The organism is Gordonia sp. JH63 (assembly GCF_009856645.1).
Classification (GTDB): domain Bacteria; phylum Actinomycetota; class Actinomycetes; order Mycobacteriales; family Mycobacteriaceae; genus Gordonia; species Gordonia hongkongensis.
In genome coordinates, this window is record NZ_CP047235.1 from 3,496,163 (window position 1) to 3,517,297 (window position 21,135).

Annotated in this window: 17 protein-coding genes and 1 pseudogene; 10 read left to right on the top strand and 8 right to left on the bottom strand. The window is 68.5% G+C overall.

Features of this window, described 5'->3' with window-relative positions:
* The first annotated feature begins 294 nt into the window (after nucleotides 1-294).
* From GR168_RS15605 to ilvD, 3 genes are all read left to right on the top strand, one after another.
* Nucleotides 295-750: a PH domain-containing protein gene (locus GR168_RS15605; RefSeq protein WP_068972332.1), complete on the top strand. Its 456-nt coding sequence runs from the start codon at nucleotides 295-297 to the stop codon at nucleotides 748-750.
* Nucleotides 751-816: 66 nt separating this feature from the next.
* A complete protein-coding gene (mgtE, locus tag GR168_RS15610; protein WP_065632697.1) occupies nucleotides 817-2,163 on the top strand; it encodes a magnesium transporter in 1,347 nt (448 codons plus the stop codon).
* A gap of 269 nt (nucleotides 2,164-2,432) precedes the next feature.
* Nucleotides 2,433-4,277: a dihydroxy-acid dehydratase gene (gene ilvD, locus GR168_RS15615; RefSeq protein ID WP_065632696.1), complete on the top strand. Its 1,845-nt coding sequence runs from the start codon at nucleotides 2,433-2,435 to the stop codon at nucleotides 4,275-4,277.
* A gap of 70 nt (nucleotides 4,278-4,347) precedes the next feature.
* Here the strand turns inward: ilvD and GR168_RS15620 are convergent, their stop codons facing one another.
* Nucleotides 4,348-5,577, bottom strand: coding sequence for a DoxX family protein (locus tag GR168_RS15620; RefSeq protein WP_159371146.1), 1,230 nt, complete (start codon nucleotides 5,575-5,577; stop codon nucleotides 4,348-4,350).
* A gap of 198 nt (nucleotides 5,578-5,775) precedes the next feature.
* Here GR168_RS15620 and GR168_RS15625 point away from each other — a divergent pair, with 198 nt between their 5' ends.
* Together GR168_RS15625 and GR168_RS15630 are read left to right on the top strand one after the other, a co-directional pair.
* Nucleotides 5,776-6,879, top strand: a complete 1,104-nt coding sequence (locus GR168_RS15625) for a PQQ-dependent sugar dehydrogenase (protein WP_137809058.1) — start codon at nucleotides 5,776-5,778, stop codon at nucleotides 6,877-6,879.
* A gap of 539 nt (nucleotides 6,880-7,418) precedes the next feature.
* Nucleotides 7,419-8,657: an IS110 family transposase gene (locus GR168_RS15630; RefSeq protein WP_137808541.1), complete on the top strand. Its 1,239-nt coding sequence runs from the start codon at nucleotides 7,419-7,421 to the stop codon at nucleotides 8,655-8,657.
* 45 nt (nucleotides 8,658-8,702) lie between these two features.
* Here GR168_RS15630 and gatB read toward each other — a convergent pair whose 3' ends face one another.
* Nucleotides 8,703-10,208 carry an Asp-tRNA(Asn)/Glu-tRNA(Gln) amidotransferase subunit GatB gene (gatB, locus tag GR168_RS15635; protein WP_065632694.1) on the bottom strand — a complete coding sequence of 502 codons (1,506 nt, stop codon included), beginning with the start codon at nucleotides 10,206-10,208 and terminating at the stop codon, nucleotides 8,703-8,705.
* A 131-nt stretch (nucleotides 10,209-10,339) separates the two neighbouring features.
* Here gatB and GR168_RS15640 point away from each other — a divergent pair, with 131 nt between their 5' ends.
* Nucleotides 10,340-10,573, top strand: coding sequence for a PspC domain-containing protein (locus GR168_RS15640; protein WP_065632747.1), 234 nt, complete (start codon nucleotides 10,340-10,342; stop codon nucleotides 10,571-10,573).
* A 14-nt stretch (nucleotides 10,574-10,587) separates the two neighbouring features.
* Here the strand turns inward: GR168_RS15640 and GR168_RS15645 are convergent, their stop codons facing one another.
* The 3 genes and pseudogenes from GR168_RS15645 to GR168_RS15655 form a co-directional block, all read right to left on the bottom strand.
* Entirely contained in the window at nucleotides 10,588-11,622 is a 1,035-nt protein-coding gene (locus GR168_RS15645; RefSeq protein WP_137809003.1) for a 6-phosphofructokinase, read from the bottom strand.
* An 89-nt stretch (nucleotides 11,623-11,711) separates the two neighbouring features.
* Nucleotides 11,712-12,362 (bottom strand): annotated as a pseudogene (locus GR168_RS15650) (response regulator transcription factor).
* 9 nt (nucleotides 12,363-12,371) lie between these two features.
* Nucleotides 12,372-13,664 (bottom strand): histidine kinase, encoded by a 1,293-nt coding sequence (locus GR168_RS15655; protein ID WP_159371147.1) that lies wholly within the window; start codon nucleotides 13,662-13,664, stop codon nucleotides 12,372-12,374.
* A gap of 164 nt (nucleotides 13,665-13,828) precedes the next feature.
* On the opposite strand from GR168_RS15655, the gene GR168_RS15660 reads away from it, so the two are divergent.
* Both GR168_RS15660 and GR168_RS15665 read left to right on the top strand, forming a co-directional pair.
* A complete protein-coding gene (locus GR168_RS15660) occupies nucleotides 13,829-14,530 on the top strand; it encodes a hypothetical protein (protein ID WP_238994910.1) in 702 nt (233 codons plus the stop codon).
* The gene (locus GR168_RS15665; RefSeq protein WP_159371148.1) at nucleotides 14,527-15,774 is read left to right on the top strand and encodes an alpha/beta-hydrolase family protein; all 1,248 of its coding nucleotides are present in this window, start codon (nucleotides 14,527-14,529) and stop codon (nucleotides 15,772-15,774) included. The genes GR168_RS15660 and GR168_RS15665 overlap by 4 nt, the downstream gene beginning before the upstream one ends.
* Before the next feature lie 45 nt (nucleotides 15,775-15,819).
* On the opposite strand, the gene gatA is transcribed toward GR168_RS15665, so the two are convergent.
* Complete coding sequence (gene gatA, locus GR168_RS15670; protein WP_159371149.1) at nucleotides 15,820-17,325, bottom strand: Asp-tRNA(Asn)/Glu-tRNA(Gln) amidotransferase subunit GatA; 1,506 nt, start codon at nucleotides 17,323-17,325, stop codon at nucleotides 15,820-15,822.
* Entirely contained in the window at nucleotides 17,322-17,633 is a 312-nt protein-coding gene (gene gatC, locus GR168_RS15675) for an Asp-tRNA(Asn)/Glu-tRNA(Gln) amidotransferase subunit GatC (RefSeq protein WP_065632687.1), read from the bottom strand. The genes gatA and gatC overlap by 4 nt, the downstream gene beginning before the upstream one ends.
* A gap of 179 nt (nucleotides 17,634-17,812) precedes the next feature.
* Between gatC and GR168_RS15680 the strand changes: the two genes are divergently transcribed.
* Together GR168_RS15680 and GR168_RS15685 are read left to right on the top strand one after the other, a co-directional pair.
* Nucleotides 17,813-18,481, top strand: a complete 669-nt coding sequence (locus GR168_RS15680) for an amino acid-binding protein (protein ID WP_159371150.1) — start codon at nucleotides 17,813-17,815, stop codon at nucleotides 18,479-18,481.
* A gap of 34 nt (nucleotides 18,482-18,515) precedes the next feature.
* A complete protein-coding gene (locus tag GR168_RS15685; protein ID WP_159371151.1) occupies nucleotides 18,516-19,031 on the top strand; it encodes an O-acetyl-ADP-ribose deacetylase in 516 nt (171 codons plus the stop codon).
* Between the two features lie 7 nt (nucleotides 19,032-19,038).
* Here GR168_RS15685 and ligA read toward each other — a convergent pair whose 3' ends face one another.
* On the bottom strand, nucleotides 19,039-21,129 hold the full coding sequence (gene ligA / locus GR168_RS15690; protein WP_065632684.1) for an NAD-dependent DNA ligase LigA: 2,091 nt from the start codon (nucleotides 21,127-21,129) through the stop codon (nucleotides 19,039-19,041).
* Nucleotides 21,130-21,135 lie beyond the last annotated feature (6 nt).

The window sequence follows — 21,135 nt, forward strand, 5'->3', positions numbered from 1 at the left end:
GCATGAAAAAACCCCCGACAGCTTCCGCTGTTCGAGGGTGGCGCGTCGATGCCGGTTGGGGGTCTGCGAGGTGACCGGTCAGGCGAAGACGCGCCAGCCGATTACTACGAGGATCCCGTTCTGCATCACGGGTTCACGGTAGGACTGTGTTCGGTTCCGAGTCAAACTCCGGACCACACCGTCTCACCATCTGGGAAAACACTGGTCGAGTCGGTTGTCTGCGCACCTCGATTTCGGTCCGGCGCGACGAACCCGTCGGCGAGAGGCCTCGGGGCCGGTTGGCACAATGGAGCGGTGCCGACTGATTCCACCGACCCCGTAGACCCGAAGACCAGCGCGACCCCTGCCGACGACGTCGCATTCGACTATCCGGTGACGTTCCGTATCAACCGGACCGCCTACTTCACGGTCCCGATGGCCGCGCTGGTGGTCGTGCTCCTGGTCGGCGCCTCCCCGTGGTTTGCCTTCGCCCTGATCGTCCCGGTCCTGGTCTGGTTGTGGATCCACCGGTTGCGGACCGTGGTCACCGAGAACGGACTCACCTCGGTGCGGATGTTCTCGACCACCGAGATCGCCTGGTCCGACATCGCCGGACTGCAGTTCCCGAAGTGGAGTTCGGTGCGTGCGGTCCTGACGGATGGCAGTCGAGTTCGTCTGCCCGCCATCGGTTTCCGTGATCTTCCCGCGTTGTCGCTCGTCAGTGGTGGCCGCATTCCGGACCCCTTCGAGGCGGCCCGGTCCGCCGAATAGGCGTCGCGCCCGGACGGCACCCGTCTGGTGACCCCTCGCCTCGCGTCCCGGCGATAGAGTGCGGCCGTGGAGCACACCCGAACATTCGACGCCGGTGAACTCGACGAACTGATCTCGGCAGGTCGCCTCGCAGACGTCGGGACGACGCTGTCCGCGATGCCCGCGGGCGACATCGCCGCCCTGCTCGACCGGCTCCCCCACAAGTCCCGTGGCGTCGCGTTCCGTCTGCTGGCCAAGGACCTCGCGGTGGAGGTGTTCGACGATCTGTCGGCCGGCTCGCAGCGCCGCCTCATCGACGATCTGGGCACCGCGGACGTGGCCGCCGCCTTCGACCACCTCGACCCCGACGATCGCGCCGAGTTGCTGGACGAGTTGCCCGCGGGAGTCGCCAAGTCGCTGATCCAGCAGTTAACCCCGGCCGAACGCGACATGACCGCGGTGGTTCTCGGCTACCCGCGCGGTTCGGTGGGGCGTCGGATGAGTCCCGAGTTCGTCCACGCCCGAGAGGACGAACCGGCCGGCGACGCGTTGGCCCGCGTGCGAGAACGCGGACACGCCGCGGAGACGATCTACACGGTGCCCGTCCTCGACGGCGCTCGCTCGCTGTGCGGTGTGGTCAGCCTGCGCGACCTCCTCCTGGCCGACCCGGCCGAACCCGTCCACGACCTGATGAACAAGCCGATGTTCGCTCATGCCGAGGATGACGCCGAGGCCACCGCACAGAGGTGTGTGGACCGGGGAATCCTCGCCATGCCCGTCGTCGACAGCGACAGCCGCCTGGTCGGCGTCCTGACGATCGACGATGCCGTCGACGTCGTCGAGCAGGCCCGGGACACCGACGAGGCCCGTGCGGGCGCGCGTGAACCCCTCCGCGACCCGTACCTGTTCTCGTCCATCCTGTCGATCACGCGCGCCCGGATCGTGTGGCTGTTCGTGCTCGCGGTGTCGGCGATCCTCACCGTCAACGTGCTGGAGATCTTCGAGGGCACCCTCGAGCAGCGGGTCGCGCTGGCACTGTTCATCCCGCTGCTCACCGGGATCGGCGGGAACACCGGTTCGCAGGCGGCGACGACCGTGACCCGCGCACTCGCCACCGACGAGGTCGCCCCGCGCGACGTCGCCCGCGTCGCCGCCAAGGAGGTCCGCGTCGGACTGACCATGGGCGCGCTACTCGGACTCGCCGGGTTCACCGTCGCCGCACTCGTCTACGGCCTCGAGATCGGTGTGGTGATCGGCCTGACGATCCTGTCGGTGTGCACCCTTGCCGCGACCGTGGGCGGCGTGATGCCGCTGATCGCGAAGTCGATCCGCGTCGATCCCGCGGTGTTCTCCACGCCGTTCATCTCGACGTTCTGCGACGCCACCGGCCTTCTCCTCTACTTCTCGATCGCCAAGACGGTGCTGGGGATCTGACCCCGACCGAGGACGGCACCGGCGCGGCCCGGCCCGCACGCCCGAATGGTTTTGTTACCCATCGTCACAGCGGAGTAGCCTGCTTCTCGGTGCTCCCTCACGCCCACCCTCAGCGAGGCGGCGCCCGTCAACACAGTTTCACCCCCGGCCACAGCCCGTGGGAACACACCCGGGGTCGCGGTGTTGAGCCGAAGAGTCCGGCGCCGGTCCGTCACCGCACGTCCGATCGCGCCGGGCCGCCTGAGCCACACGATCGATTCGAGGAACCCATGCCTGCTCTGAGGTCACGTACCACCACCGTCGGCCGCGAAGCCGCCGGCGCCCGCTCCCTGTGGCGCGCCACCGGGATGACCGACGACGACTTCGGCAAGCCGATCGTGGCCATCGCCAACTCCTACACCCAGTTCGTGCCGGGGCATGTGCACCTGAAGGACGTCGGCGACATCGTGGCCGAGGCCGTGCGGGCCGCCGGTGGCGTGCCGCGGGAGTTCCACACCATCGCCGTCGACGACGGCATCGCGATGGGTCACGGCGGCATGCTCTACTCGCTGCCCAGCCGCGAGATCATCGCCGACTCGGTCGAATACATGGTCAACGCCCACACCGCGGACGCGCTGGTGTGTATCTCCAACTGCGACAAGATCACTCCCGGCATGCTCAACGCCGCGATGCGCCTGAACATCCCGACGGTGTTCGTCTCCGGCGGGCCGATGGAAGCCGGCAAGGCAGTCGTCGTCGGCGATGTCGCACATCCGTCGTCGGACCTGATCACCACGATCTCGGCGTCGGCGAACAGTGCTGTCGACGACGCCGGACTCGACGAGGTCGAGCGGTCGGCGTGCCCCACGTGCGGTTCGTGCTCGGGCATGTTCACGGCCAACTCGATGAACTGTCTGACCGAAGCTCTCGGACTGGCACTGCCCGGCAACGGCTCGACGCTGGCCACCCACGAGGCCCGCCGCGCCCTGTTCGCGCGCGCCGGCACGGTCGTCGTCGATGCGGCGACACGTTGGTATCGCGACGACGACGCATCGGTGCTGCCGCGGAACATCGCCACGCCGACCGCGTTTCGCAACGCGATGGCCCTCGACGTCGCGATGGGCGGTTCGACCAACACCGTCCTGCACATCCTCGCCGCCGCGCAGGAGGGAGAGGTCGCCGATTTCGACCTCGGAGTCATCGACGAGATCAGCCGCAACGTGCCGTGTCTGTCGAAGGTCTCGCCGAATTCGGACTACCACATGGAGGACGTCCACCGGGCCGGCGGAATCCCGGCGATCCTCGGGGAACTGCGCCGCGCGGGCCTGCTCGACGACACCGCGTCGACCGTGCACACCCCGACCATGGCCCAAGCGCTCGACGACTGGGACATCCGCGGCGGCAAGGCTATCGACGAGGCCGTCGAACTCTTCCACGCCGCACCGGGCGGCGTCCGCACCACCACTCCGTTCTCGACGTCGAACCGGTGGAGTTCGCTCGACACCGATGCCGCAGGCGGTTGCATCCGCGACCTCGAGCACGCCTACACCGTCGAAGGCGGTCTGTGCGTGCTGCGCGGCAACCTCGCCCCCGACGGCGCTGTCCTGAAGACCGCGGGCATCGACGAGGACCTGTGGCACTTCGAGGGCCCGGCCCGTGTCGTCGAGAGCCAGGAAGACGCCGTCCAGGTCATCCTCTCCAAGACCATCCAGGCCGGCGAGGTACTCGTCGTGCGGTACGAGGGTCCCGCGGGTGGCCCCGGCATGCAGGAGATGCTGCATCCGACAGCCTTCATGAAGGGCACCGGGATGGGCAAGAAGTGCGCCCTCATCACCGACGGCCGGTTCTCCGGCGGGTCATCGGGCCTGTCGGTCGGTCACATGTCCCCCGAAGCCGCGTCGGGTGGTGCCATCGGACTCGTCGAGGACGGCGACCCGATCCTCATCGACGTCAAGACCCGCCGCCTCGAGGTCCTGGTCGACGACGAGGTGCTCGCCGAGCGCCGCGCCAAGATGGAGGCCTCCGAACGGCCGTGGCAGCCGAAGGACCGTCAGCGCACGGTGACCACCGCACTGCGCGCGTACGCCAAGCTCGCGACGTCGGCCGACCGCGGCGCGGTGCGTCAGGTCGACTGACTACTCAGCACAGAGTGCGGGGGACGTATCGGATTCCGATACGTCCCCCGCGTTCTGTGTCGGTGCCGACTCAGATGAGCGGGTTGCTCCCGTTGGCCAGGACCCAGACCGCGACGGCTGCCGCCACGCCGACGATGAGCCAGAGGAACGAGCCGACGAACGGCCGTCGCGCCCAACCCCGTGGATAGTCGAGTGAGTACAGACCCGGGCCGGTCAGGATGACGACCGCCGCGGCCACCGCGAGGAAGAGCTCGAACTCGACCCCGCCGGCGGCAGCGAAGAACGAGAAGCCATCGGCCATCGACATCTTGTAGGCCGCGGCGACGAGCATGGTGCCGAGGATCGCCGACGCCCCGATCGGGGTCAGCAGCCCGAGGATCACCATCAGTCCACCGATCGTCTCCGACAGCGCACCGACGATCGCGAGGATCTGGGCGTAGTCGGCGGTGAAGCCGGCGTCGACGAGCATGGACTCGAAGCCGCTCAACCGCGGACCGTTCCACAACCCGAAGAGTTTCTGCAGGCCGTGCGCACCGACCAGGCCGCCGAGCGCAACACGCAACAGCAGCAAACCCAGGTCGATGGTGCCGCGCCGCGATTTCGCGAGCGCGTCCTCGAGGTCGTCGTCGGCCCCGGCACCGCGCCGATCATCGGTGTCGTCGTCGGTTCGGCGCCGCCCGAACCGACGTCGACCGCGCGGCTCGTCGTCGAGCACTTCGGTGTCGGACGCGGCGTCGTGCGCTCGGGCACGGGAGATCAGATCGTCGTCGTCATCGACGAAGTCGTAGCGCGCGGTGCCGACCGGCGGCAGGGCGGGCTCCGGGGTGGTGACCGCGTCGTCGGCGGTCTGCACGCGCGCGGGGCCGGGCTGTTTGGCGAACTGTACGGTCTCGAAGTCGTCATCGGACGGTGCACCCGTTCCGGCGGCAGGCCGTGAGGTCGCCGCGACCGGTCGCGTCGGCGCCGGGCCGGGCCGAGGAGTCGCGGCCGGACCAGCGGCGACCGAACGGGTCTCGACGTCGCCGGGATCGAGGTCGTCGAGATCGTCCACCCGGGAGTAGGGGGCCGGCGACCGCCGGGCATGCCGGTTGTAGAAGTCGTCGCGGTCGGTCACCGCGGGTGGCGTCGGCGGCCCGGCGTCGGGACGCGAACTGCCCGCCCCGGGTCCCGTGCCGGGTGCGCCCGGTGCGCCGGCTGCGCCTGCGCCGCCCGGGACCGGGATCTGTCCGGTCGGTTCGTCGTAGGGACTCGTCGCCGGTGTGTCGCGCTCGCTGGTGCCCGACGTGTCGCGTTCGCTCACACGCCCGACTCTAGAGGCTCGCGGACTGCGGTCACCGGACCCCGACGGGGTGAGTCGGGGCACCACGCTCGGGGCACCGCCACCCGGAGCACCATTACTGTGGACGGCATGTGGAAGGGGCGCCCGACGGGCACGCGCGACGATGCCCGGACGAGTTCAGCCGCGACGGCGGACCGCCGGGTGTGGGCCCGGTGGCGAGTGCTGGTGACGTTGCTGACGGCGGTCGTGGTGCTGGTCGGCGGCTGCGCGGACTTCAGCGCCCAGGACAATCAACGCGAGGCGGGTGCGTTCAGCCCCAACAACCGGCCGAGCGGCCAGCCCGAACCGACGCCACCGCCGGAAACCCCGCGCGAGACGCAACCGCCACCGACCGGCCCGTGCGTCGACCCCGACCCCGCGGTGATCGCGACGTGCCTCGCGTCCACCGGCGGTGTGATGCCCGGCGACGAGCAGGGCGAGGTCACCGTCGTCGCCGAACGTACGACCGGCAAGATCATCACAACCAAACGCTACGGGCCTGCCCGGACCCTGGGAGAGACGCCGGTCGATGCGTCCGGTGACGGCGGTCTGATCGATTTCGCCTACTCCCCCACCTATTCTCAGGACCGGTTGATCTACGCCTACATCACGACCCCGTCGGACAACCGCATCGTCCGCCTGGCACCGGGAGACGTGCCCAAGCCGATCCTGACCGGCATCCCCAAGGGCGCCACCGGGAACATGGGCGCGATGTACTTCCGGTCGCCGACCGAACTCGTCGTCGCCACCGGCAATGCGGGGAATCCCGCGGCCGCGGACGATCCGTCGTCCCTCGCCGGCAAGGTACTGCTGGTGACCTCGTTCACCTCTGGCGACGGCCCTCGGCCGGCGATCCTCGCATCCGGCTTCGGGTCGTCGGTGGCGTTGTGTCCCAACGCTTCCACGGGGACGGTCTACGTCGCCGACCAGACGGCCACCGAGGATCGCGTGCAGGTGCTCGAAGAAGGCGGGCCCAAGGTGCTGTGGACGTGGCCGGACCGGCCGCAGATCGCGGGTTGCGGGGTCGCCGGCGGCAGCATCTTCGTCTCGACGACGCGCACCCAACGGATCGAGGCCATCAACGAGCCCACTCGCGAGGAGCCGACGATCACCGCTCCTGCTGTCGTGCTCGACCGGCGGTACGGTGCCCTCGGCCGGATGGCCGCGCTTCCCAACGGACTGCTGCAGGTGGCGACCGTCAACAAGGAGGTGGGTTCAGCGAAGCCCACCGATGATCGCGTGTTCCGCTTCCTGCCCTCCGGCGGTGGCAACGACCGGACGTGACCGGGACGCCTCGCGCCGTCGTGCACAACGAAAGAACCTCCGCTCCCTGAGGAGGCCGGAGCTTGCGGATGGCGCGGCCAACCCCCGCTCCCTGAGGAGCGCCCGGAGCTTGCGGAGGGCGCGTCACGAAGGGTCCTGGCGAGGTGCGTCGCGAACCCTTCGTGGCTCGTCGCTAACGCTCCTCGCACCTCAGGGAGCAAAGGGAGGACATCGCTTGCACCCCTCAGGCCAGCGGTTTGGTCGTTCTTTCGGATCAGGGGGCAGAGGGGGTCGCCCCTGCTCCTCAGTATCTGCGGCCTGGCGGCCGTCGTGGGGGTCGAAGAGTTCGTGCTGGTCACCGGCGCGTGGGGGGTTGATAGTGGAGGGGTGGGATGCGGTGACCTTGAATTCCTCCCTTGTGCCGAAGAGCCAGTACCTCAGTGTGAGGCGCGGGGCCTGCCACGGGAATCGTGGATTGTTGCTACGAGCACGCGGATTAGACTCCTGCATTTGTTTGCCCCGTCCGCAGCCCACTTCCGAGGACTCGAAAGGAAACCGAGATGGAAGTGCTGCATCCCCGATGCGCCGGGATGGATGTCTCCAAAAAGGATGTGAAAGTCTGTGTCCGCCTGGCTAGTCCGGGCCGAAAGACCGTGCAAGATACCACGACCTGGTCGTCGATGAGCGGCGACATTCTGCGGCTGCGGGACTATCTGATCGCCGAGCAGGTGACGTGTGTGGTCATGGAAGCCACCGGCGACTACTGGAAACCGTTCTACTACCTCCTCGAAGACGCCCCGTTCGAGGTGATGCTGGTCAACGCCCACGACGCCAAGAACCTCCCGGGCCGCAAAACCGATGTGTCGGATGCGGCGTGGCTGGCGCAGCTGGCCGCCCACGGGCTGTTGCGGGCCTCGTTCGTGCCGCCCGAACCGATCCGACGGTTACGCGATCTGACCCGCACCCGCACCGCGATCACCCGCGAACGCGGCCGCGAGATTCAACGGTTGGAGAAAGTCCTCGAAGACGCCGGCATCAAACTGTCGGTGGTGGTCTCCGATATCAACGGGGTCTCGTCACGATTCATGTTGCAGGCGCTGGTCAAGGGTGAACGCGATCCCGCCGTGTTGGCGGAGTTGTCGGTGAAACAACTCCGCCGCAAAATCCCCGCGTTGACCCAGGCGTTGCAGGGCCGCTTCACCGACCACCACGCGTTCCTGGTCGAGTTGCATCTGGATTTCATCACCGAACACACCACCCGGATCGACGCGTTGACCGAGCGCATCGAGAAGGTGATGGCGCCGTTTCAAGCCAAACGCGACCTGATCTGCACGATCCCGGGTATCTCCACCACCACCGCCGATGTGATCATCGCCGAGACCGGCGGCCAGATGGCCCAGTTCCCCACACCAGGCCATTTGGCCTCGTGGGCGGGAGTCTGCCCCGGCCAGCACCAATCCGCCGGACGGGTCAAAAACGTCAAAACCCGCCCCGGTAACCGTCACCTCAAAGGTGCTCTCGGGGCTACAGCGTTATCGATCGCCAGCCACAAAGGCACGTTCCTCAACGCCAAGTACCGGCGCCTGGTCCGCTCTCGCGGCAAACCCAAAGCGATCGTCGCCCTCGAGCACACCCTGCTCACCGTGGTCTGGATCATGCTCACCGACAACGTCGTCTACGACGAACCCGGCCCCGACTACCACCAGCAACGCCACCCCGAACGCACCAAGAACCGCGCCATTTACGACCTACACAAACTCGGATACGACGTCACCATCACACCCCACGGAGCGGCCTGAGCAGCCACCTCACCTAACTCTTCGGATTAGGGAGAGGCTGCGCCCTCAGGAACAGGCCGCGATGACGAGTTCTTTGACGCGGGCCGGGTCTGCTTGTCCGCGAGTCGCTTTCATGACATCTCCGACGATCTTGCCGGCGGCCTGGACCTTCCCGCCGCGGATCTTGTCGGCGATGTCGGGGTTGGCGGCGAGCGCGTCGTCGACCGCCTTCTGGAGCGCGGAGTCGTCCCGAACCACCTCGAGGCCGCGGTCGGCGACGATCTGGGCGGGCTCACCCTCACCGTCGAGGACGGCGGTCGCGACCTGCTGCGCCAGCTTGGTCGTGAGTTTGCCCTCGTCGACCAGTCCGATGATCTCGGCGACCTGCGCCGGCGTGATGGACAGGTCGGCGAGTTCGACTCCGCGAGAATTGGCCTGCTGCGCAAGGAAGGACACCCACCAGCCACGCGCCGCCTCGGGTGCTGCCCCGGCGTCGACGGTGGCGATGATGAGATCGACCGCGCCGACGTTGACGAGGTCACGCATGACCTCGTCGGAGACTCCCCAGTCCTCCTGGATGCGAGCGCGACGTAGCCACGGCAGCTCGGGCAGGTTCGCCCGCAACTCCTCGATCCAGGCCGAATCCGGCTGCACCGGAGGAAGATCCGGCTCCGGGAAGTAACGGTAGTCCTCGGCGGTCTCCTTGCGGCGCCCGGCCGACGTGGTGCCGTCGGTCTCGTGGAAGTGCCGCGTCTCCTGGACGATCTCGCCCCCGGCCTTCAGGATGGCGGCCTGACGGCGCATCTCGTAGCGAACCGCCACCTCGACGCTCTTGAGCGAGTTGACGTTCTTGGTCTCGGTGCGCGTACCGAACTCGGTGGCGTCCTTCGTCTTCAGCGACAGGTTGACGTCACAACGCATCGAGCCCTGGTCCATGCGCACGTCCGACACGTCCAGCGACTTGAGCAGATCACGCAGTGCCGACACGTACGCCCGGGCCACCTCGGGCGCGCGTTCCCCCGCGCCCTCGATGGGCCGCGTCACGATCTCGACGAGCGGCACGCCCGCGCGGTTGTAGTCGAGCAGCGAATGACTCGCCCCATGGATTCGACCCGTCGAGCCGCCGATGTGCAGCGACTTGCCGGTGTCCTCCTCCATGTGGGCGCGCTCGATCTCGACCCGCCAGGTGGTGCCGTCGCCGAGCACGACGTCGAGGAAACCGTCGTAGGCGATCGGCTCGTCGTACTGCGAGATCTGGTAGTTCTTCGGCTGATCCGGGTAGAAGTAGTTCTTCCGCGCGAAGACGCTCGACGGCCGGATAGAACAGTTCAGCGCGAGTCCGATGCGGATCGCGGACTCGATGGCCTTGGCGTTGGCAACCGGGAGCGAGCCGGGCAGTCCGATACACACCGGGCACACCTGGGTGTTCGGGTCGGCACCGAACTCGGTGGGGCACCCGCAGAACATCTTGGTCGCGGTGCCCAGCTCGACGTGCACCTCGAGACCCATCACCGGATCGAATGCGGCAAGCACCTCGTCGTAGTCCAACAGGTCGACGGCTGCGGAAGTCATAGCGGCCAGTTTATGCGGCGATATCCCAGGGGCACGTTCAGGGTGATCACCGATGCCGGGAGCCGGACCCGCTCGTAGCGTGGATGTCACCGGCGAACGACGCCGGACCACAATCCACACAGGAGGACGAGATGACCACCCCGCAACCCGCCTACAGCGGCCCCCGCCTGATGCGTTCGCGCAGCAACTCGTGGCTGGGCGGTGTCTGCGGCGGTATCGCCGAGCGTTGGGGCTGGGATCCGACGCTCATCCGCGCGTTGTTCATCCTGTCGATGCTGCTGCCCGGACCCCAGGTCCTGATCTACCTGGCGCTCTGGATCATCATCCCGCGCGAGCCGGCTGCGACGGTCACCCCGGTGGCCTGAGGCCCCGAAGTCACTCAGCCGAAGATGACCCGGATCTCCTTGTACTGATCCAACGGCACCGTCTTCAGTTCACCGAGTGCCTCGTCGAAGGTGATGCGTGCGATCTCGGTGCCGTGCAGAGCGACCATCTGCCCCCAGCCCTTCTCGGCGACGAGGTCGGCGGTCGCCATCCCCATGCGGGTCGCGAGCACCCGGTCGTAGGCCGACGGCACGCCGCCGCGCTGGATGTGGCCGAGGATGGTGGCCCGGGTCTCGATCCCGGTCCGCTCCTCGATGAGCGGGGCGAGCACCTCTCCCACGCCACCGAGACGGGGACGGTTGAACCCGTCGAGACCTTTGGTGGAGTACGCCTCCTTCATCTCCGGGAGCTTGAACCCCTCGGCGACGACGACCATCGGCGAACGCCCGCGCGACTTGACGCTGGTGACCCAGGCACAGATCTGGTCGAGACTCTCGGGGTTCTCCGGGATCAGGATGACGTGGGCGCCGCCGGCGATCCCGGAGTGCAGGGCGATCCAGCCCGCGTGGCGACCCATGACCTCGAGGACCATGCACCGTTTGTGCGAGTTGCCGGTGGTGCGGAGGCGGTCGATGGCCTCGGTCGCGATCTCCACCGCGGTGTTGAACCCGAAGGTGTAGTCGGTGGCGGCGATGTCGTTGTCGATGGTCTTGGGAACCCCGACGATGTTGATGCCGTCGTCGAACAACCGCTTCGACGCCGCCGCAGTGCCCTCGCCGCCGATCGCGATCACGCCGTCGATCTCGAGGTTCTTCAACACCTTCTTGATGTTCTCGGGACCGCCGTCGGGTTCGGAGTAGGGACCGAACCGGCTCGTGCCGAGAATGGTGCCGCCCTGGTTCGACAGGCCGCGGACCGTCGACCGGTTCAGTTCGACGATGTCGCCGTAGACCAGTCCGGCCCAGCCGTCCCGGAAGCCGACGAACTCGTGGCCGTACACGGTCTCACCCTTGAGCACTGCGCCGCGGATGACCGCGTTCAGTCCGGGGCAGTCTCCCCCGGAGGTCAGAATGCCGAACCTCTTGGCCACTGGTGAGACCACCCTCCCTGTCGTCATCGGTCAACCTGCCCGAGCAACCCCAATCTAGTGCCCCGGCGAGCCCGGCGCTGGTCGCGAGATCACTTGATGCCGTTCTCGTAGGCGAACACGACGGCCTGCGCCCGATCCCGGAGCCGGAGTTTGTTCAGGAGACTGCTCACATGGGTCTTCACCGTCTGCTCGGTCACGAACAGGTCCGCGCCGATCTCGGCGTTGGACTTGCCGTCGGCCACCAGGTCGAGCACCTCGCGCTCCCGCGGGGTGAGCGTGTCGAGCTTCTGATCCCGCGCCGGCCGCCGGCGCCTGGCGGTGACCTCGGTGATCAGCCGCCGTGTGATCGACGGTGCCAGCAACGCCTCACCCGCGGCCACGACGCGGACCGCTCGCACCAGCTCATCGGCGGGCGCATCCTTCAGCAAGAATCACGATGCCCCTATGCGCAGCGCCTCGTACACGTAGTCGTCGATGTCGAAGGTCGTCAGCATCAACACGCGCGTGGGTGGTTCGGCAGACGACGCGAGTATCTGCTCCGCGGCCCACAGTCCGTCCTTGCGCGGCATCCGCACATCCATCAGCACGACGTCGGGACGCACCCGATGACACACCTCGACGGCCTCGACCCCGTCGGCGGCATCGCCGAGGACCGAGAGGTCGGGTTGCGCGGCGAGCAGCGCCGAAAAGCCCTGACGCACCATGGCCTGGTCATCTGCGATGACTACGGTGATCGGCACGCCGTCACGCTACCGTCGTCGTGACGACGGTTCACCGGAACCCGTGGAGGTCACGACCGACTCGGGGACTACCACGTCCCGCCGCGGCGTCGCCGGGATGCGAGCCCGCACCGCGAATCCGCCGGTCGGGGTCGGCACGGCGACCAGCGAACCACCCACCGCCTGAGCGCGATCGATCATCCCCGGGATACCCACTCCGCTCCCACCGATCTGCAATGGTTCAGCGGTCGCGGCCGTGTTGACCACGGCGACGTCGACGAGATCGCCCTCCCCGTGCGTCACCTCGACGTCCACGCGCCCGCCGGGGGCGTGCCGGGTGGCATTGGCCAGCGACTCCTGCACGATCCGATAGATCACCAGCGCGGCCGATTCACCGACGTCGTCGGCGTCGATGGCCAGGTCCAGCACGACCTCGGCACCCGCGCGGCGTGTCTCGGTGACCAGCGAATCGAGTTCGGCCAAACCGGGATTGGGTGCCGCCGAAGCATCCGCACCCTCGACGCGCAGGACCCCGAGCAACTGTCGGACCTCGTCGAGGGACGTACGTGCCGCCTCCGCGATGGCGTCGAATTCCGCTGCGGCAGAAGGGCTCACATCCGGCAGGCGATATCTGGCGGTCTGTGACATCACCACCACCATCGACATCCGGTGAGCGACCACATCGTGCAGGTCCCGGGCGATGCGCGCCCGCTCCTGGAGTACGGCCGCCTCGGCTTCGGCGGCCTCGGTCTGCTCGGTGCGCACCGCCAACTGCCGGCGCGAAGCCATCAGTCCGCGCAGCAACGCGACCAGGACCGCGAGCACCGAGATCCCGAAGACCCACCCGACGCGCGCGGTCGGTTGCACGGCGAAGGCGATGACGATCGACGTCGAGACCCAGACCACCGGAATCCATCGCAGCGGGCACTTGAGGAAGGCCATGAACGTGAGGACCAGCAGTTCGATCAGGTGGGTGACCTGGATCGTCAGCTCCCACCCGCCCCGGGTCGGGACGACGATGCCGATGAGTTGGGCGGAGACCACCGAGATCGCCCACCCCAGCAACGGGGCCGACCACGCGAGGGCGATCGGCAGGGCCGCGAAGGCAGCGACCACGGGTAGCACGAACACCGGCATCGAGTGGGTGATCGGCAGCGTCGGCCACGCAACCGAGTACATGACCAGTGCGACGAACAGAAAGAACCAGTTGAGGCGCGACGAGAAGTAGTGGCGCACCGCGGGGTCCTGGGCCACCGGGGCGGTCGAGGCCCATTCGAGTGAGGACGCCCCCACCGCGCGGAGCTTCTTGCGGTATCCGAACATGCCCTCACCCTAGGCTCGCCGACCGCTCGAAGACCTCATACTTCCGAGGGAGACGACCCGATACCGTCGTAGCGTTTCGGCGTCGACGAACCGGCCTGGGGACGACCGCGGCCGGTCCCGCGGAGCGATGTGCCGGCCGGATCCGGACTCATAGCGTCGATGACATGACCGGATCAGAGAACATCCGAAAGCTTCCGTCGGACAACGTCTTACACCAGCACCGCGATCTCTCCGCAACCACTCGCCGACGACGGTCGCGGTGGTGGGCGGCGATGCTCACCCTGGCCGTACTCGTCACCGGCCAGTGGATCTCGACCGCACACGCCGTCGCGGGCCCGCTCCTCGCAGCATCGAGCCCGGCGGTGACGGCGCCGGCGGCCGATGCGACCAATCCCTACGCGGCCGTGGTCGTCGCCCTCGTGGGACCGCACCCGGCCACCGCACTGACGTCCCTTCCGCCGTCCTTCGTCGTGGCGCAGGGGTACTCCCCGCGGATCGTCGACGGATACCCGATCGACCCGGATGGGGACTGCTCGTCGCCGGTTCCGTTGCCACCGCACTTCACCCCGCTGTGCCGCACCCACGATCTCGGCTACGACCTGTTGCGGGCGGCGCAGCGAAACGGCAAACCGCTCGGCGCCTGGGCCCGGATCGCGCTGGACCGCATGCTGATTGACCGGATGTACGCCTCCTGCCGGACAGTTGCCTGCACGACCGCCACGCACGGCGCTCGAATCGGGTTGGCGTGGAACACGTGGCGCCAGTACGGCGGTCCCCCGGCCCGGGGCGAGTCGTTGTCGGCCTTGGTCCACACGACCGTCGAGCGCGCCTTGGTCGATCCCGACGAGCGCGAGGTGCGGCGATGACGAAGTACCGAGACGCCCGTTGGCTGCGTGACGGCCCGTTCCGATCGTGGCCGCATCCCGCGATCAGTGTCGCGGTGACCCTCGGTTACCTCATCGCGGTCTATCCGGGCACCCTGCCCCGGGACGCGACGACGACCGCGATCGTGACCGCGGCATTGAGCGCACTGGGTGCGATCATCGGGATGGTCGCCGCCCGGCGCAGTCGGCGACAGCCGGACGACCAGGCACGGCGCGTCGTGTTCTGCTCTTGCCTGGTGATCCTCGGATGCGCGGTCGGCGTGGCGGTCTGGTGGCAGAACCTCATCCGTGCGGCGGTCGATGTCGCACCCGTCGGGCCCGGATGGGTGGCGGCGGCCACGATCCCGCCCGCCGTCCTCGTCCTGGCGATCGTCGCCGTCCCGCGTAGCTGCGCTCTGCTCGCGGCCGGCGCAGTCGCCCTCACGGCGGGACTGCTGGCACCCGCCGACGCCGGCGCCGACGAACAGCCGGTGCCGGCGTCGTCGACGACGGTGGCGACGCATTCGGACGTCCTGGCCCGCGGGGAGCTGAGCACCGATGGATTCGACCGCGCCGCTGCACAACTCGTGCGGACGTGGACGCGTTCGGGCGGACTGTCGACGCGGGCGGTCGTGGTCGCGGTGCCGACCGGATCGGGATGGATCGACCCGGCAGCTGTCGACGGTTTCGAGAGCCGGTTCGCCGGCGACGTCCGGGTCCTCGCACTCCCCTACGACGACGTGCCGTCGTGGCAGGCCTTCGTGTCCGACCGCTCCCGATCGGCGGACTCGGCGATCGCGGTGGTGTCGGCTCTGACAACCGTCCTCGACGGTGTTCCCGACCGCGAACGTCGGCGGGTGATCCTCTACGGGCAGAGTCTCGGTGCCGTGGGCGCCGACGCCGCCCGGGTATGGCTGGAGAACGAGCGCCCCGCTCTGCTCGACGAGACCGTGCTGGTCGCGCCGCCGGCGGGCACCGTCGCTCCGGATTCCCGCACCTCGCGAACGGTTCTCGCCAATTCCAGCGACCCCGTCGTGCGCTGGTCACCCGCCGGACTGTGGAGGCCGCACCGCGCCACCGAGGACACCCACATCCGCGGTCCGCGGGTCCCGTCGGCGCCGTGGCTACCCGTGGTCAGTTTCGTACAGACGAGCATCGACCTTCTCGGCGCACTCGACGGTGCGGCCGGGGTCGGCCACCGGTACGGGTCGGAACAGTCCGGACCGCCGCAGCCGATGCGGAACTGACGGCCCGCGGCGGCGTGCACCGAAGACGGCACGCCGCCCGGGTCGTCAGACGATCGGCCCCCGAGCCGCTTCGTACGACGCTCCCACGCGGTACAACCGCTCGTCGGCCAGGGCGGGCGCCATGATCTGGAGCCCGACGGGCATGCCGTCGTCGACCGACAGCCCCGACGGCACCGACATCGATCCGATGCCGGCGAGGTTCACCGGCAGCGTGCACAGGTCGAACAGGTACATCGCGAGTGGGTCGTCGACCTTTTCCCCGATCGGGAACGCGGTGGTCGGCGTGGTCGGCGAGATGAGCACGTCGACCTTCTCGAAGGCCGTGGCGAAGTCGCGAGAGATCAGGGTGCGCACCTTCTGCGCCTGGCCGTAGTAGGCGTCGTAGTAGCCCGAGGACAACGCGTAGGTCCCGATCATGATGCGGCGCTTGACCTCTGGACCGAATCCCTGTTCCCGGGACAATGCCATGACCTCGTCGGCCGAATGCGAGCCGTCGTCGCCGACCCGCAGTCCGTAGCGCATCGCGTCGAACCGCGCGAGGTTCGACGACACCTCCGACGGGAGGATCAGGTAGTAGGCACCCAGCGCGTAGGTGAAGTGCGGACAGCTGAACTCGACCACCTCGGCGCCGCGCTCCTCGAGGAGCTTGACGGCCTGGTGGAAGGAGTCGAGCACGCCGGACTGGTAACCCTCGCCCTGCAGCTCGGTGACGACACCGATCCGGACGCCGGCGAGATCCCGCTCGGCCCCTTCGCGGGCCGCCGAGACGACGTCGGGCACCGGCACATCGATCGAGGTCGAGTCCCGCGGGTCGTGCCCGGCGATGATCTCGTGCAGCATCGCGGTGTCGAGGACGGTACGGCCACACGGGCCGCCCTGGTCGAGCGACGAGGCGCACGCCACGAGCCCGTAGCGCGAGACCGTGCCGTACGTGGGCTTGACGCCGACCGTCGCGGTGACCGCGGCCGGCTGGCGGATCGAGCCGCCGGTGTCGGTACCGATCGCCAGCGGGGCCTGGTACGAGGCCAGCGCGGCGGCGCTGCCACCCCCCGAACCACCCGGGATCTTGCTGGGATCCCAGGGGTTCCGGGTGAGCTGGTAGGCGGAGTTCTCGGTCGAGCTGCCCATCGCGAACTCGTCCATGTTGGTCTTGCCCAGGATCGGAATACCCGCGGCGCGCAGGCGTGCGGTGACCGTGGCGTCGTAGGGCGGAACCCAACCCTCGAGGATCTTGGACCCGCACGTGGTCGGTGCGTCGGTGGTGGTGAAGACGTCCTTGAGGGCGATCGGTACACCCGCGAGGGCCGACGGGGCGTCCCCGGCGGCGATCGCGTCGTCGGCGGCCTTCGCGGCGACCAGCGCTTCGGCGCCACTGACGTGGAGGAACGCGCCGAGTTGGTCGTCGATCTCGGCGATACGGTCGAGGTGGGCCTGGGTGACCTCCACCGAGCTGACCTCGCGGGCACCGATCCGGGTGGCGAGTTCGGCGGCGGACAACCCGGTCAGATCACCGTCGGGACGCGGCGCGGCGGCGCTGGAATCGGGACTCACTGCTCTTCTCCCAGGATCTGCGGAACCGCGAAACGGTCCTGCTCGACGGCCGGTGCACCGGACAGCGCGGCGTCGGTCGTCAGCCCCGGGACGACGACATCGGGGCGCAGCACATTCGCCAGTTCGGCCGGGTGGGCCGTGCCGGGCACGTCGTCGGCGGCCACTTCCGACACCGACGCGACGTGGGTCAGGATCGAGTCCAGCTGCTCGGCGTAGACATCGAGTTCGTCCTCGCTCAACGCCAGGCGCGACAGACGCGCCAGATGCGCGACTTCGTTGCGCGATATGGACTTCGGTTCGCCAGCCACCGCAGCGTCCTTCCTTCCATCACTGTTCGTTCGGGTCTCGTCGTCCCCGCCGTGTCGTCGACCGATGTCGTGTCGGCGTCTGGGCGACGTCTCCAGACTATGGGAACCCGCGACGACCGCTTCCCCCAGCCACCGGTTGGCAGCCGTGCGCTGCGCGCCGCCCGCGCGTGGGTGCGAGAATGTCGCACGTGTCCTACCTGTTGCGGGTCTATCTCGAAGACCGGCCGGGCAGCCTCGGCGTGCTCGCCGTGCAGCTCGGCTCGGTCGGCGCAGACATCCTGTCCCTCGAGGTCGTCGAGCGCGGCAACGGTTACGCCGTGGACGACCTCGTCGTCGAGGTGGCGCCCGGGGCGCTGCCCGACAGCCTGATCACCGCGGCCGAGAAGGTCAACGGCGTGCGTGTCGACTCGATCCGCCCTTACTCGGGCGTGCTCGACACCCATCGAGAACTCGAGTTGGTCGATCAGGTGGCCACCGCCCGACGTGATCGGTTGCAGATCCTGGTGGACAACGCACCCCGGGTCCTGCGCGTCTCGTGGGCGATGGTGGTCACGCCCGCCAGCGGCGGCGTGCTGCAGCTCTTCGGTTCGTCCGGCGCCCCGGAGACCCCGCTGACCAGGGCGGACTGGCTACCGCTCGCCAGGGCCATCGAGCTCGACGCCGACGGCGATTGGGTGCCGGGTGCCTGGCAGGACATGGACACCCGTCTCGCCGCGGCCCCCCTGGGCTCGGAGTCGAAGGCGATCCTGCTCGGACGTATCGGCGGACCGGACTTCCGGCCGTCGGAGGTCGCCCGACTCGGCTATCTCGCCGGCATCGTCAGTACCGTGCTGCGCGCCGAGAGTTAGCCACAGCCGGCCGGTCCGGAGGCATCATGGTCTGATGACGTCCATCACGCTGACACAGGGCGACATCACGACACAGTCGGTCGACGCGATCGTGAATGCCGCGAACTCCACACTGCTGGGCGGCGGCGGGGTCGACGGCGCGATCCACCGGCGCGGCGGCCCGGCGATCCTCGCCGAGTGCAAGGAGCTGCGGGCGGGCACCTACGAACGTGGACTACCCGTCGGCGAGGCCGTGGCCACCACCGCGGGAGACCTCGACGCACGCTGGGTCATCCACACCGTCGGACCGGTGCACTCCTACGACGAGGACCGTTCATCTCTGCTCGTCTCCTGCTACCGCGAGTCACTGCGCGTCGCAACCGAACTCGGCGCCACCTCCATCGCCTTCCCGGCGATCTCGACCGGCGTCTACGGCTGGCCGATGGACGACGGCGCCCGCAAGGCGGTCGACACGGTGCGTGCCACGCTGCCGGAGACCTCGATCGAGGAGGTCCGTTTCGTCCTTTTCGACCAGCGTGCCTTCCGCGCGTTCGAGTCCGCTCTGGGCTGATCGACGGTCACTCGGGGCTGCCGGTCTCCAGCAACTTCTTGAACGCGTCCTCGTCGAGCACCGGCACGCCGAGCTGTTCGGCCTTGTCGGCCTTGGTGCCCGGCGAATCCCCCACCACCACGTAGTCGGTCTTCTTCGACACCGAACCCGACGCCTTGCCGCCGCGTTGCAGGATCGCCTCCTTGGCCCCGTCACGGGAGAAGTCCACCAGCGAACCCGTCACGACGATCGTCTTGCCCTCGAGGGTCCGCGGGATCGACTCGTCGCGCTCGTCTTCCATGGAAACGCCTGCGGCGCGCCACTTCTCGACGATGTCTCGATGCCAGTCGACGGTGAACCAGTCGTGGATCGACTGGGCGAGGGTCATTCCCAACCCCTCTACGCCGGCGAGCTGGTCGATGTCGGCGGCCTCGATGGCCTCGAGGGAACCGAATTCGGTGGCGAGGGCGCGGGCGGCGGTGGGCCCGACATGGCGGATCGACAGCCCGACCAGCACGCGCCACAGCGCCACGTCCTTGGCTTTGTCGAGGTTCGCCAGCAACCGCTTGCCGTTGGCCGAGAGCGCCCCCGCCTTGGTGGTGAACAGATCCGTGCGGATCAGGTCCTCGGCCGTCAGCGAGAAGAGGTCACCCTCGTTGGTGAGCACCCCCGCCGACAGCAGGGCCGACGCGGCCTCGTAGCCGAGCGCCTCGATGTCGAAGGAACCCCGACCGGCCAGGTGGAAGAGCCGCTCGCGCAACTGGGCCGGACAACTCTCCTGGTTCGGACAGCGGAGGTCGGCGTCGCTCTCCTTTTCGGGACGCAGCGGCGTCTCGCAGGCCGGGCACAGTTCGGGCATCTCGAACTCCACCTCGGTGCCGTCGCGGAGATCGACGACGGGCCCGAGGACCTCGGGAATCACGTCGCCGGCCTTGCGGATCGTGACGGTGTCCCCGATCAGCACGCCCTTGCGCTTGACCTCCGAACCGTTGTGCAGGGTCGCGCGCGAGACCGTGGACCCGGCGACCAGCACGGGTTCGAGGACTGCGAAGGGTGTGACCCGGCCCGTGCGTCCGACGTTGACCTGGATGTCGGAGAGCTTGGTGGTGGCCTCCTCGGGCGGGTACTTGTAGGCGATCGCCCACCGCGGCGCCCGCGAGGTGGAACCGAGGCGACGCTGCACGGTGACGTCGTCGACCTTGACCACGATGCCGTCGATCTCGTGCTCGACGTCGTGACGGTGTTCGCCCCAGTAGGCGATCTTGTCGATGATCTCGTCGGCGCCGGACACCTTGGTGGTGTGGGTCGACACCGGCAGACCCCAGGCCCCGAGCGCCAGGTAGGCGTCGTGCAACGACTCCGGTCGCCAACCCTCGGTGTGCCCGATCCCGTGACAGATCATCCGCAGCTTGCGACGGGCCGTGACCTGCGGATTCTTCTGCCGCAGCGAGCCGGCGGCCGAGTTGCGCGGGTTCGCGAACGGCGGCTTGCCCTCCGCCACGAGCGAGGCGTTGAGCGCCTCGAAGTCCTCCACCCGGAAGAAGACCTCGCCACGCACCTCGAGGACCTCGGGAATCGGGTACTCCGGGGACTCGGTCAGGCGCATCGGGATGTCGTCGATGGTGCGCGCGTTCAGTGAGACGTCCTCACCGGTGCGTCCGTCGCCACGGGTGACACCTCGCTCGAGAACCCCGTTCCGGTAGACCAGCGCCAGGGCCACGCCGTCGATCTTGAGCTCGCAGAGGAAGTCGGCCCGGGCGCCGGCGTCGGCGACCACGCGGTCGACCCAGGCGCGCATCTCGTCGTGGTCGAAGACGTTGTCCAGCGACATCATTCGCTCGAGGTGGTCCACTGCGGAGAACGCCGTGGAGAAGCCACCCCCGACGAGCTTGGTGGGTGAGTCGGCGGCCGCGAGTTCGGGGTGCGCGTCCTCGAGCGCCTGCAGGCGTCGGAGGAGCAGATCGAACTCGCCGTCGGTGATGACCGGCGCGTCCTTCACGTAGTAGCGGAACTGGTGCTCGCGGATCTCCTCGGCGAGCGCGGTCCACTCCTCACGCAGGTCCGCCTCCGGCCCCGACTGCTCGGTGACCGGCTGACCCGACTCCGTTGTATCTGCCACGTTCCG

Excerpts from the sequence above, each read along its gene's own strand:
- ilvD (WP_065632696.1), top strand. The coding sequence starts at position 2,433 with ATGCCTGCTCTGAGGTCACGTACCACCACCGTCGGCCGCGAAGCCGCC.
- GR168_RS15630 (WP_137808541.1), top strand. The coding sequence starts at position 7,419 with ATGGAAGTGCTGCATCCCCGATGCGCCGGGATGGATGTCTCCAAAAAG.
- gatB (WP_065632694.1), bottom strand. The coding sequence starts at position 10,208 with ATGACTTCCGCAGCCGTCGACCTGTTGGACTACGACGAGGTGCTTGCC.
- GR168_RS15640 (WP_065632747.1), top strand. The coding sequence starts at position 10,340 with ATGACCACCCCGCAACCCGCCTACAGCGGCCCCCGCCTGATGCGTTCG.
- GR168_RS15655 (WP_159371147.1), bottom strand. The coding sequence starts at position 13,664 with ATGTTCGGATACCGCAAGAAGCTCCGCGCGGTGGGGGCGTCCTCACTC.
- GR168_RS15660 (WP_238994910.1), top strand. The coding sequence starts at position 13,829 with ATGACCGGATCAGAGAACATCCGAAAGCTTCCGTCGGACAACGTCTTA.
- GR168_RS15665 (WP_159371148.1), top strand. The coding sequence starts at position 14,527 with ATGACGAAGTACCGAGACGCCCGTTGGCTGCGTGACGGCCCGTTCCGA.
- GR168_RS15680 (WP_159371150.1), top strand. The coding sequence starts at position 17,813 with ATGTCGCACGTGTCCTACCTGTTGCGGGTCTATCTCGAAGACCGGCCG.
- GR168_RS15685 (WP_159371151.1), top strand. The coding sequence starts at position 18,516 with ATGACGTCCATCACGCTGACACAGGGCGACATCACGACACAGTCGGTC.